This is a genomic window from Acinetobacter sp. JADD-222, assembly GCF_049310645.1.
The window spans coordinates 132217-145707 of sequence record NZ_JBMOWI010000002.1; the positions used below are offsets into that span (position 1 = coordinate 132217).

General features: G+C 40.4%; 9 protein-coding genes. 5 read left to right on the top strand and 4 right to left on the bottom strand.

Annotation, left to right across the window (positions count from 1 at the left end):
* Window positions 1-152 precede the first annotated feature (152 nt).
* Complete coding sequence (locus ACO6UW_RS02625) at window positions 153-3476, bottom strand: Rne/Rng family ribonuclease (RefSeq protein WP_057077259.1); 3324 nt, start codon at window positions 3474-3476, stop codon at window positions 153-155.
* 721 nt (window positions 3477-4197) lie between these two features.
* Here ACO6UW_RS02625 and ACO6UW_RS02630 point away from each other — a divergent pair.
* From ACO6UW_RS02630 to ACO6UW_RS02645, 4 genes are all read left to right on the top strand, one after another.
* Window positions 4198-5130, top strand: coding sequence for an RluA family pseudouridine synthase (locus ACO6UW_RS02630; protein ID WP_005066005.1), 933 nt, complete (start codon window positions 4198-4200; stop codon window positions 5128-5130).
* Window positions 5127-5801, top strand: coding sequence for an HAD-IA family hydrolase (locus ACO6UW_RS02635; protein ID WP_057077258.1), 675 nt, complete (start codon window positions 5127-5129; stop codon window positions 5799-5801). Before ACO6UW_RS02630 ends, ACO6UW_RS02635 begins: the two co-directional genes overlap by 4 nt.
* 74 nt (window positions 5802-5875) lie before the next feature.
* Complete coding sequence (locus ACO6UW_RS02640; protein ID WP_002114898.1) at window positions 5876-6571, top strand: helix-turn-helix transcriptional regulator; 696 nt, start codon at window positions 5876-5878, stop codon at window positions 6569-6571.
* A gap of 49 nt (window positions 6572-6620) precedes the next feature.
* Complete coding sequence (locus ACO6UW_RS02645; protein WP_005079230.1) at window positions 6621-7226, top strand: glutathione S-transferase family protein; 606 nt, start codon at window positions 6621-6623, stop codon at window positions 7224-7226.
* 58 nt (window positions 7227-7284) lie between these two features.
* Here the strand turns inward: ACO6UW_RS02645 and ACO6UW_RS02650 are convergent, their stop codons facing one another.
* Together ACO6UW_RS02650 and hcaR are read right to left on the bottom strand one after the other, a co-directional pair.
* Window positions 7285-7962 (bottom strand): DUF1345 domain-containing protein, encoded by a 678-nt coding sequence (locus ACO6UW_RS02650; protein ID WP_002115060.1) that lies wholly within the window; start codon window positions 7960-7962, stop codon window positions 7285-7287.
* Window positions 7963-8227: 265 nt separating this feature from the next.
* Window positions 8228-9133 (bottom strand): DNA-binding transcriptional regulator HcaR, encoded by a 906-nt coding sequence (gene hcaR / locus ACO6UW_RS02655; protein WP_005066014.1) that lies wholly within the window; start codon window positions 9131-9133, stop codon window positions 8228-8230.
* A 653-nt stretch (window positions 9134-9786) separates the two neighbouring features.
* Here hcaR and ACO6UW_RS02660 point away from each other — a divergent pair.
* A complete protein-coding gene (locus ACO6UW_RS02660; protein WP_005066015.1) occupies window positions 9787-10839 on the top strand; it encodes an MBL fold metallo-hydrolase in 1053 nt (350 codons plus the stop codon).
* Window positions 10840-10905: 66 nt separating this feature from the next.
* Here ACO6UW_RS02660 and katG read toward each other — a convergent pair whose 3' ends face one another.
* Complete coding sequence (gene katG, locus ACO6UW_RS02665; protein WP_057076917.1) at window positions 10906-13062, bottom strand: catalase/peroxidase HPI; 2157 nt, start codon at window positions 13060-13062, stop codon at window positions 10906-10908.
* Window positions 13063-13491 lie beyond the last annotated feature (429 nt).

The window sequence follows — 13491 nt, forward strand, 5'->3', positions numbered from 1 at the left end:
GCGTTGGCAAAAGTACAGTATTTTTCATGGTTCACCATGCTTTTAAAACTTTTCTTCTAGTGCAATCAACCTAATTGGTTAAAAATAACAAAAAAAACCTAGTCATCGAAATGACTAGGTTTGTTTAAATTAGCTGCAATTGAGCAAATGATTTACTCAGCTACAGGATTTGCTTTCTTTGGTGGACGGCCGCGAGGGCGACGAGGACGACTTGGTTTGTCCTTATCAGCTTTAGAATCTTCTGATTCACTCTCGGCAGAAGCTTCAGTTGGCTCTACAGCTTGTTCTGTAACTGCTTTGGCTTTTGCAGCTGCTTTTGGCTGTTTTGCAACCGGAGCTTCTACTACAGGTTCAGCTGGTGTCTCTTCTACATTAGCTACTACTTCAACTTGCTGATCAAGCTCAAGCGGTTGTTGTTTTGATTCAACAGGTGCTTGTGTTTCAGCAGTAGGAGCAACAACGGCTTCTTCTACAGTCTCAGCTACAGGGGCAGCTTCTTCTGGTGCAGAATGTTGTTGTTTAACTTGCTCAAAAGCTTGTTCAGCTGCAAGTTTCGCTAAACGACGGCGTTCACGCGGATCATTAGCAACACGTGGTGTCGCTTCTTTCGGTGGCGTCAACGGAAGTACTGGCGCAGGTTCTGCTTCTTGTGAAGGCTTATTACTTGGAAGCTCAGCATCACGAGTAACAGGCTTTTTGTCTTCAGCTTCAGCTGCGACTTCAGTCACTAGCGTACTTGCGTATTGCTCTGCAAATTTCTGCAATGCACGATTGAATGTTGGAACTAAACCAAACTGTTCAATCAGTACTGTGCAGTCTTCACCGTAAACATGACGGATCAAGCTGCCAATTGTATATTGCGCCAACGTTGGAATTTGCGATGGGGCAATTGATGGTGCAGCAGCTTTAGCACGTTTTGCATTGCGTTGTTCACGGCGACGCATACGAGGATCATTACTTGCACGTTGAACTTGCGGTTGAGTTTTCTCAGCTTTTGGTTGAGGAGCTTCTGCTTCAGCAGTTACAGTCTCTTCCACTGCCACAACTGGTACTGGAGCTGATTCTTGAGTAGCTTCAACAACAGGTGCTTTTTCAGTGCGTTCAACAGGTTGCTCAGGCGTTAAAGCAATAATTTCGCTTTGTGCTTGATCAACATTGATGACTAAGGCTGTATTCATGACTTCATGCTGTGGAGCATCAATCAAATCAACCTTAATTTGTTTTTCATCAACAACTGCTGGTGCTGGCGTATTTTGATTTTCATTTAATACGCTTGGATCGCGGTGGCGATTCGGGCGGTTTGGACGTTGTTGATTATTACGGTCACGACGCGGTACAGCATGTTCAGCTTGTTGCCCATCATTTTGATGTTGCGCATGCGGCTGATCTTGTTGTTGACGCTTTTGTTGACGTTTTAATTCACGTTGCTCTTGGCGTGATAACTGTACAACCTCTTCATGAACCTGTTGTTGCTGTGGTTCTTGATTGTGGTGGTGCTGATGTTGTTCACGTTGCTCTTTGTGCTTACGTTTTTTGTTGTTTGGACGTTGCTGTTGTACTTTATCGTCTTTTTCAACATTCTCACGTGCTTCCTGCTTAACAGGAGATTGAGAAATATAAGCATTGTTAGATGGAGCTGAAGTAACTTCAGCAACAGCTGGTGCTACAACTTGTCCAAACTGCCCACGGCTAACAGCGCCTGTATTCACCATTTGTTCAATTGCGGCAGCAGCATTTTGTGCTGAGCGAGATTGATCAACTGTTTGAGCTTGTTTTTGCACAAAAAGGTTTTCTAACCATGCACAAGGGCTTGCTGCTTTTTGAGCGCTTGCCTGAGCAGCAGGTTGAGCTGCTTGATTTGCTTTCTTTTGGTTGGCTGCGTTATTGGCAGCAGGGGCTGCATGAGTATGGCCATGATCAGCTTCTTCTAAATGCCATTCAGAAGATTCATAACCTAACTCTTTTTCACTTGAACGAGTTGCTTCAGTACGTTCGTAGCTAGATGGGGCAAATCCATCTGGATTGTACTGAATTTCGTAGTGAGGTGTTTCTAAGTGCGGGTGAGGCAAAACAGTCACACGAACACTAGAAGTTTGTTCTAAATAAACAAGACTATGACGTTTTTCATTGAGCAAGAATGCTGCAATTTCAACAGGTACTTCTACTTGTACTTCACCATGACGTTCACGAAGCGCGATCTCTTCTACTTTACGCATAATTGAAAGCGAAAGTGAGCGTAAGTCACGAACCATGCCTGTACCATGACAGCGTGGGCACACATAACCTGTTGCTTCTTCAAGAGATGGACGTAAGCGTTGACGGCTCATTTCCATTAAGCCAAAACGAGAAAGTTGGCCAAACTGAATACGTGCGCGATCGCTTTGAGTTGCTTCACGAAGTTTTGCCTCAACCATGCGTTGGTTGCGCTCTTTAGTCATATCGATGAAGTCGATTACAACTAAACCACCAATGTCACGAAGACGAAGTTGGCGAGCAATTTCTTCTGCTGCTTCTAAATTAGTATTAAGCGCAGTTTCTTCAACGTCATGTCCACGAGTCGATTTCGCAGAGTTAATATCGATTGAAACTAAAGCTTCGGTCTGGTCAATCACGATTGAACCGCCAGAAGGAAGTTTTACTTCACGTTCATAAGCAGTTTGAATTTGGCTTTCAATACCAAAATGAGCAAATAATGGCTCGTTTAAAGTATAAGTTTTGAGCTTGTCTAATTGACGAGGCATCACTGCTTTAACAAAGTTGTAAGCTTCGTTATAAGCCTGTTCGCTATCAATTAAAATTTCTGCAACATCATCACGTAAATAATCGCGGATAGCACGAGTAACAACACCAGCTTCTTGATGAACTAGCATTGGAGAAGGGCCAGAGCTCGCTGTGCCTTGGATTTGAGCCCAAAGGTCAAGCAAATGCTGTAAGTCTAACTGTAATTCTTCTTGGGTACGGCCAATACCAGCGGTACGTACAATAACGCTCATACCACGTGGTAAATTTAAAGAAGCTAAAATTTCTTTTAATTCTTCACGTACAGAACCTGAAATTTGACGACTAATACCGCCACCTTTCGGATTGTTTGGCATAAGAACCAAATAACGTCCTGCAAGTGAAATAAATGTAGAAAGGGCTGCACCTTTATTGCCACGTTCTTCTTTTTCGACTTGAACAAGTAATTCAGTACCTTCGGTGATAAGTTCACGAATGTTTGAAGTTTGTCGTGGGTCTGCTTGGAAATAACTGTTAGCAATTTCGCGCATAGACAAGAAGCCTTGACGGCCTGCGCCGTATTCAACAAAAACAGCTTCTAAAGAGGGTTCTACGCGGGTTACATGGCCTTTATAGATATTGGATTTTTTCTGTTCTCGGGTACGATTCTCTAAATCAAAATCGTAAAGACGATTACCAGTGATAAGTGCAACGCGGACTTCTTCTGCGTGAGTTGCATTAATCAACATACGTTTCATGGGTGTGACACCTAATAGTGACCCACACAAACATATCGCACAAACTTAAAGGTTCTGAACGAACATCGAACATGACGGATCATTTCCCAGATCTCAAAATATTTGTGGTCTGAGTCATCTGTTACCGGCTACATTTAGCCTTAGCTTCGATTCTCGTCTGTGATGTAGGCAATACTGCTTCAACCTTTAAATCGGACTTCCTTAGTGCTTCACTGGCGGGTGAGCGGTGCATTGGTTAATGACTTTCACTGTCATTGGGCGCGAAGTGACTTCTTTTTGGAAGTTTGATACGGAATGCTCATCGTATCGGTGCTTTCGGCAGTTCCAATGCATCAACGCTTTAGCCTGAAGGCAACATTAAGGAGCGATTTGTCTGATGTGTATCAGTTTACGTTCCATAACCAACTAGAGTTGGTAACATATTTTTTTGAACAAACTGAATTAAACGCAACAGTTTGTCATTTTGCCGATATAATAAGCCTTCGGCGTCGGCATAATTCTTTAGGACCAATCCGAGCTGGTGATGAAAGCATCATTTTGATTGAGGTTTCAATCAGGGAAATTCCCTATTAGATGTTCACTTACGGCGGTATCCGTGCGCTGACTATATCAAACCTTGCAGCATCTGCCTATGGGCTAAGCTTAGATTTCTTGTGAAAAAACTAAGCTAATCGGTCATTTATTAATCAAATTTAGCAAAATTTCAGGTTTAAATATTAGTATGAATTCTACACAGCAATGGCAAAGTGTCACTTGGTTTGAGGTGGATGAACATCAAGCAGGACAGCGAATTGATAATTTCCTGTTTTCGCGTTTAAAGGGTGTACCTAAGAGTCGTATTTATCGTTTGATTCGTGAAGGTCAGGTTCGAGTAAACAAAAAACGTATTAAAGCTGAGACCAAATTAGAGATTGGAGATCAGATTCGTGTTGCACCTATTCGCTATGAACAAAAGGATGAAACCGCTGCTCCTGTGAGTGATAGTGTAGCACAGAGCCTACTCAGCCGTGTGGTTTATGAAGATGAAGGCTTATTAGTCATTAATAAACCATCAGGTATTGCTGTACATGGCGGTAGTGGTGTGGCGTATGGTTTGATTGAGGCTTTACGCGCAGCGACAGGTAAAAAATATTTAGAACTGATTCACCGCATTGACCGTGATACCTCTGGTCTGGTCATGATTAGCAAAAAACGTAGTACTTTAAAGCTGCTACAAGATATGTTGCGTGAGCACAAAATTCGTAAGACTTATGCGGCAATTGTAAAAGGTCAGGTGAGTCTCGATAAACAACTCATTGATGCCCCTTTATTTCGTTATGAGTTAGCCAATGGCGAGCGTCGTGTACGTGTGTCTAAAGAAGGTAAACCGAGTAAAACCGAATGGGTTGTTGCAGAGCGTTTTAAAAATGCCACTTTGGTTCATGCATCGCCGTTATCAGGTCGTACCCATCAAATTCGTGTACATGGTTTAAGTATTGGACATCCGTTGTTGGGTGATGATAAATATGGACATACCACTGAGTACGCAGGTCCGCAGGCACGACGTTTATGTTTACACGCGATGCGTTTAGATATTCCGGGTTATCCACCGATTGAAGCGCCGTTACCGGAAGACATGACCCAGTTATTAAAGGCTTTGAGAGTAGCAAAATGAGTCTGAAAACCGAATTAGTAATTTTTGACTGGGACGGAACTTTATATAACTCTGTTGGCCAGATTGTTGCGAGCCTACAACATGCAGCAGAGCAACATGAACTGCCTCTAAGCGATGAAGCCGCAAAAAGTATTATTGGGTTAGGCTTGCCTGAGGTGATGCAGACCTTATTTCCAGAAGCGCCAGAATTGCATGACTCGATCTTAAAGGCATATGGCGATCACTATATTGCGAACTCGACTAGTGATGCATGGTTTGAGGGTATTTCTGAACTACTCCATGATTTAAAAGCCCAAGGTTTAAAACTTGCAGTTGCGACGGGTAAAAATCGCCGTGGGTTAGACCGTGTAATCGCAAAAACACAAAGTACTCATCTTTTTGATGTGACTCGGGCAGCCAACGAAACACGTTCAAAACCAGATCCGCTCATGCTGCAAGAAATCTTAACAGCCACTGGAGTGAGTGTTGAGCAAGCAGTCATGATTGGTGACAGCAGCTATGATCTTGAGATGGCACAGCGTTTAGGGATGCCGCGTATTGGAGTAGGCTATGGCGTACATTCGGTTGAAGTTCTGCAAAAGTTTCAACCTTTAACGATTGCTAAAAATGTACAAGAGCTTCACAGCTTTTTGAGAGGGTATGCTCAGTTATCTACTGTAGATGTCGCTTAAATTGAAATAGTATTAAAGAGGGAATACGTTCCCTCTTTCTTTAAGCTGAATAACAAAACAATAAGAAGAGAAAAATGAGCCGTTCAATTCGTCTATTAAATCTTTTACAACAGCTCCGTGAAGCCCGTTACCCAATCACAGCACAAGTCTTAGCTGAAAGCTTAAACATTAGTGTTCGAAGTGTCTATCGAGATATTGATAGCTTACGTGAGCAAGGTGTAAGAATTGATGCCTCAGCAGGCTTAGGTTTTCAGCTTAAAGAAGACATTTTATTACCACCGGTTACTTTTAATGAGAATGAAGCCGAAGCTCTATTTTTAGCTTTAGAGTGGTTGAAAGACGTTCCAGATCAGGCAATGAAATCGGCAGCCGTTTCAATCTATTCTAAACTTTATGCAGTTCTACCTGAGCACCGGAAATATTTGATCGATGACATGACGCTAGGCGTTACACATTACTGGCATCCGGTTGATGAAGCTTTAGTAGAACAAGTACGTTTAGCGATTCGTAAACAAGTAAAAATAAAAGTCGATTATTGCGATGAACAAAAACGGTTAAGTGAACGTTCACTTTGGCCTTTTGCTTTAGGATATTTACATGACAAAGTTGTACTTGCTGCTTGGTGTGAATTACGGCAGGCATTTCGCCATTTTCGGATAGATCGTATCCATGACTTGCAAATGAGTGAGGAAATATATCCTGAATTTAAAAAACATCTGTTTCAAAGATGGTGGAAACAAGAAATGCAAAGGACTACTGACAAAAACTGACAAAAGTTATTTGTAAACTAGGAACTACGATAAACAAGGAGCAATAAGAATGAGCCTTAAACTTTATACTAACAAAGAGTCGCGTGGTGTAGTTATTGACTGGCTTTTGGTCGAGTTAGGTGTTGAATGTGAACGAATTGAAGTCGCATATAAGACTGAAATGAAGTCACCTGAATATCTAAAACTTAATCCTTTTGGAAAAGTACCGGTATTGGTAGATGGCGATGTGGTTATTTATGAGTTGGGTGCAATCTGTGCTTATTTGGCTGATAAGTTTAGTGATAAAGGTTTGGCACCAGCCTTGAATGATCCGAAACGTGGTTTGTACTATCGTTGGTTATTTGTGATGGCGGGCCCTTGGGAAGCTGCGGGTGTTGATAAAGCTTTAGGCATAGAAGTATCACCTGAGCAAAAAATGTTTGTTGGCTATGGCGATTACAACGATGCTTATCAAGCTTTAGTTCAGGGATTGAGTGAAGCGAATCCGTATGTATGTGGTGAGCAATTTACCGCAGCAGATGTAAGTGTCGGAGCAATGCTTTTATGGCAGTTAAAAATGAATGCGATTGAATCACATCCTGCTATTACCCGTTATGTTGAAACGATCAAACAGCGTGAAGGCTTAAAACAAAGTACTATGGGGCAACTGCTGTAAACCTAATATTCTTAAAAGTCACCCAAAAGGGTGGCTTTTTTGTTTTCAAATAAAGGTTTTAATTGGTAAGAAAGCCAGCAGCAACGTTAATGCAGATCGCTAAAATGGTGGTATTAAATCCAAAAGACAACACCGCGTGAAATAAGTTTAAAAGACGCATGTGCTTGGTGGTAATTGACACATCCGCAGTTTGAGCAGAAGTACCAATAATATAACTAAAATATAGAAAATCAGGATAAGTTGGCTGTTTTGTGCCAGGGAAATCTAACCCTCCATTTTCCTCATTTCTAGATAAAGCCATATAAAAATCATGGGCATAATGTAGAGCAAAAACGGTATGCATAAAAAGCCATGCAGAAACAATGGTGAGTAAAGCTAAAGCCACATGGCCTAACTTTGCAGAACTATCAGAAGGAAGCTGTGACAGTTGAATTAGAATAGCAACCAGACACATGATTAATGCCAATAAAACAATTAGCATAATGACCCATTTGCTTTCATCTTGTTTTTTAGCTTGCTGTTGCATTTGTGAATGGTCGGCACTTTTCATGAGTTGCCAAACATGTAGTAAATATATGCTAACGGAAGCATTCCAGCTGACTAATAAAATAGTTGACCACTTCCATGATGTTAACCATGTCAAAATACCGGCTGTGACAATACCTATGAATAAAGCAATAAAGAAATGTGGGCGGTTTTGTACACTACGTCCTAGATGTTGAAATACGCCAACCATTTTCCTAGTCTCCTTTATTACACGGGAAATATATTATTTTTTATTAAATGGTGAAAATAATATATGGTTTTATATAGATTTTATTTCAATTCTTTTCATTTATATTCATGAGATATTTAATTTTACCTATTAGGTAAAATAGGACATTACCGTGGATTAAACTGTTTATAAAAAGTATAAAATAAATAAAAGGAATATTTATTTATACTTTTTATAAAGATGATCTTATTAATCATGCGCTTAATAATAAAATTATTCGTAATAATTAAGCGTGGTTTAAGTTTTTATCTAAATGAAATACTTTAGTGAGCTGGTCAATGAATTTTTGAACGCCTAAAGACTGTGAGTTTTTACGGTAATTTACGAATAAATCAAGTGTTGGTAAGTCGACATCAAGTGGACGAACTATCGTGTTTTTGATGCCTAAAGGCGCAACATAGGCAGGTAAAATTGTACAGCCTAATCCAGAACCAAGAGAGTTAATATTGAATAATATGCTGTCTGCTTTTTGAACAATATTCAGTTCGATGTTATGAGTTTTAGCGAAATCTAAAATGGTGTTATGTAAGGTTTGTGATTGTTCGGCTGCTGGGATAATAAAGTCAATACCTTGTAAAGCATGGACTGGGATTCGATCATATTGAGCAAGTGGATGATTTTTAGGAAGTAAGAAAATCAGGGGTTCAGTTAAAACAAATTGGCTTTGTATTTCATCACTATCTGTATTTTCACGGGTAAACGTAATGTCCAGCTCTCCTTTTTTTAAGGCTTTAAGCTGTTCAGTATTGTTTAAATTAGATAATTCAATGGTGAGGTCGGGGTGTTGTAGTCGAAGATTAGGAAGTACATAAGGGAAAATTTTCATTTCTGCGATGGGAACGAAACCGATACGTAACAATTGCTGTTTAGCCTTAGAAACTTGTCGTGCCATAGCGACCGCTTTTTCAGCCTGAGCGAGAGTGAGTCGAGCATGTTCTAAAAATACTTCGCCTTCTTCTGTTAACTCAACTTTGCGTTTTGTGCGGTTTAAAAGTCGTACACCAACGTCTTCTTCTAAATCTTTAATTTGTTGGCTAAGAGAGGGCTGTGCGGTAAAAAGTTTAAGAGCGGCTTTACTAAAATTTAATTCTTCAGCAACGGTGATGAAATATCGGAGATGGCGTAGTTCCATAAGACTAATCCAAAAAATGTCTTACTATGATTTAAGTGAAGTATAAAGCATAAATAGATATAGCGTGAAGGTGATTTAGGTATTTATAAAATAAATGGAATTTTAATTTTCATTAAAGATTTAATATGGGAATATAAGCTCAAATAATTCATAAAATATATTAATAATTAAATAATAAATACATTATTTTTAATTAATCAAAGAATTTTCTAAAGGATTTAAATATTCATTTAAGAAATTCTCATATTATGCAAAAACTAGAATAATAAAATAAATTTATAACTTATAGGTCATTAAGATCTACCCAAATGTAATTGTTACTAAATATATTGTTTTCATTGCACAGAAGAATCTTAAGTTAAAAATTACGGGTGACAAAGATGAAATAGACAGGTTCTATGGCGGCTTTCGGCATCTTCTAATTGTTATGTTATACAAGAAGTCTTAGTAAGAATGGTAATTACTGACGCATAAACTCAACACATCTAAGTGTTTTTTATGGCACTCTAATTTAACTTAGGTTGGCTATGACCACGATAAAATGGATATTTATATGATAAATAAGTGTAAGTGCCATAGCTTAATTTGTTTTAATCGTTAAGATAGAAACCTGATCACATCCATTCTGCTGATGCTAAAACATAGAAAAGCCCATGAAAGACAAGCCGACATTAACATATCAATTGCCGACTCAGTCCTGTTGGACGCATACATGGATAAAACCTCCTTTTTGTCATCCCGAGTCTGGGCATGAAACGGATACACGTTTTTATAATCAACAGCCTAAGTCACCTGCTCGTGGCTCAAAAGAGTTATTGCGTTGGTTGGTTACGCGTGAGTCTTTTACATGGAAAGTGGATATTCAAAATGAATATGAAACTCGTGTAAATACGGCTGTAGCTTTGCCGCAAAATCGACCTCAGGCAGATCTGGATGATTGGCAAGTCTGGTTCGTTGGGCATGCAACGGTATTGGTTCAGATTGGCCCTTATAACTTTATTACCGACCCAGTGTGGTGTGATTATGCAAGTCCTTCACAAGGGCGTGGCCCACGCCGTGTATGCCCGGCAGGTTTTGCACTAGAACAATTACCGACGATTCATGGAGTTTTGCTCAGCCATAATCATTATGATCATATGGACTTGGCGACACTTGAATGGCTACATAAAAAATTCGCAATGCCAATTTACACTGGACTCGGGAATGGTTTTTATCTACCTAAAGAGTTTCATGTCATTGAGATGGATTGGTGGCAAGAAATTCCCTATCACGAATTAAGAATAATCTATACACCTGCACAGCATGGTTCAGGTCGTGGTTTACGCGACCAGAATAAGGCACTTTGGGGCGGCTTTTCGGTCGTGGCTAAAACAGGTCATTGTTTCTTTGCGGGTGATACCGGTTATGCGGGTCATTTTAAGCAAATACATGCCCGTTATGGCGCACCGCGAGTTGCCTTACTTCCAATAGGTGCGTATGAGCCACGTGAACTGATGAGCTATGTTCATATGAACCCGCAAGATGCGCTACATGCGCACTTCGATTTACAAGCTCATCGTTCTATTGCGATTCATTATCGAACTTTCCAGTTGACTGATGAAGACCGAGAAGACCCAGAGCATGCTCTAGCGCAGGCAATTAAAGCTTCTTCAAAGCTTGCAAATCCTTTTTATTGCATTCGGGAAGGACACAAACTGACTGTTTAAAAAACGATGTTTGATATTAAAAAAGCCAGTTCAAATTGAACTGGCTTTTTACTATTTTGACTTAAATTAAGCTAAGTCAAAACGGTCAAGATTCATGACTTTAGTCCATGCAGCAACAAAGTCTTGAACAAATTTTTCTTTACCATCTACCTGAGCATAAACTTCGGCTAATGCACGTAAGATTGAGTTTGAACCGAAGACTAAATCATTACGTGTTGCGGTAAATTTTACTGCGCCTGTTTTACGATCTTTACCTTCAAATACTTCGCTTGTTGAGTCAACAGGTGCCCATACAGTAGACATGTCGAGTAAGTTCGTAAAGAAGTCTGTGCTAAGTACACCAACTTGCTGAGTAAATACACCGTGTTGTGAGCCATCCCAGTTGGTGCCCAGTACACGTAAGCCACCAATCAATGCAGTTAACTCTGGTGCAGTCAAAGTCAGTTGTTGTGCTTTATCAATTAATAATGCCTCAGTTGTTGCGCTGACACCCTCTTTTTTCCAGTTTCTAAAACCATCGGCAAGGCCAAGGAGTAATTGGAAAGATTCGACATCAGTTTGACTTTGTAATGCATCAACACGACCAGGAGCAAATGGAACGCTAATATTGAAACCAGCCGCTTGAGCAGCTTGCTCTACACCAACGTTACCTGCAAGCACGATTAAATCAGCTAATGATAAGTGAGTAGAAGCTTTGAGTTCTTCAATTTTAGTTAAAGTCTCAACTGCTTTTTTATTTACGTCCCATTCACGTTGTGGTGATAAAGCAATACGTGCTCCGTTTGCACCGCCACGCTTGTCTCCACCACGGAACGTGGATGCCGAAGCCCAACCAAGGGAAACTAGCTCACCAGCAGATAATCCCAATGCAACAATTTTTGCTTTTGCATCATCTATGCTAGCAGCAGATGGTATAGCGCTGGCAGCAGGTAATGGGTCTTGCCAGATTAAATCTTCAGCCGGAACCTCAGGACCTAAGTAACGTGCTTTAGGCCCCATATCACGGTGAGTTAATTTGAACCAAGCTCGAGCAAAAGCATTGGCAAATGCTTGTGGATCGTTAAGGAAACGACGAGAGATCTTTTCAAAATCAGGATCAAAACGTAAGGTCAAATCTGTAGTAAGCATTGTTGGCTTACGTTTAACTGATGGGTCGAATGGATCTGGAATGATCGCCTCAGCATCTGCTGCTACCCATTGAATTGCACCAGCAGGTGAGCGCTCTTGTACCCACTCGTATTTGAAGAGGTTTTCAAAGAAGTAGTTGCTCCATTGTGTTGGTGTTTGTGACCAAATCACTTCTAAACCTGAAGTGATCGCATCTTTACCAACACCAGTGCCAAAACTGTTTGACCAGCCAAAGCCCATTTGTTCAATTGAAGCTCCCTCAGGATCAGCCTGAACATGGTCAGCAGAGGCAGCGCCGTGAGTTTTACCTAAAGTATGACCGCCTGCGATTAAGGCAACAATTTCTTCATCATCCATTGCCATATTGCCGAAAGTCGCGCGAATAAATGGTGCAGCCGATTTTGGATCACCGCTGGCTTGCGGGCCTTCAGGGTTTACATAAATTAGACCCATTTCGGTTGCAGCTAGATTGCTGCCTTCCAATGCTTCAGAGTTGCGATGAGCTAACCATTCTTTTTCATCGCCCCAGTTTACATCGTTGTCTGGTTCCCAAACATCTTCACGACCTGCACCAAAACCGAAGGTGCGGAAACCTGAAGATTCAAGTGCGATGTTTCCAGCAAGAATAAATAAATCTGCCCAAGATATTTTTTGACCGTATTTTTGTTTAACTGGCCATAATAAGCGGCGCGCTTTATCTAAGCTTGCATTGTCAGGCCAACTATTTAATGGCGCAAAACGTTGCTGACCACGACCAGCACCACCACGGCCATCGCCCATGCGATATGTACCGGCAGCATGCCATGCTAATCGAATAAATAAGCCTGTATAATTTCCCCAATCGGCTGGCCACCAATCTTGAGAATCGGTTAATACATTTTTGATATCAGCTTTGAGGGTGTAGTAGTCGAGTTTTTTAAATTCTTGACGGTAATTAAATTCTTTACCGAGTGGATTAGAGCGTTCTGAATGTTGGTTGAGTAGGTCGACGCGTAGTTGTTTTGGCCACCAGTGTAAACTAGGCGTGCCACCACCGACCGTTACCTCTGATTTTGATTTATGGCCTGAAAAAGGGCATTTTGATTCGTCTGACATGGTTATATTCTCTCTGGGTAATAATTATTGAGCTCTTCGTAAAATGTTAGGGCTCATTTTCCTGGACTTCTGGTTTAAAAACTCATGTTTACTAAATAAAGAAATGGGAGAACAAATGGTGAGAGAAACCGTTTAAAAGTCTTTTCACTGAGATGTCGGCCATTATTTTTTATTTAATAATGCATCAGATTCGTTTAGTTGTTATTCCTCCAATTTACTGCATGAAGGTTAAAAAACAAGAGGAAAAATAAGATGAAACTTGTAAATAACGATGCATAGAATTACCTCTTCAATTGTTGGAACAACGTAAGATCTTTTAATAACGCTCTGTAAATATACTAGGAGTAGGAGTCTTATTTTTCAAATGGATTAAACTGTCAATATTGATTTAAAAAACCGATTATATGTTTATTTAATAGATTAAGATGG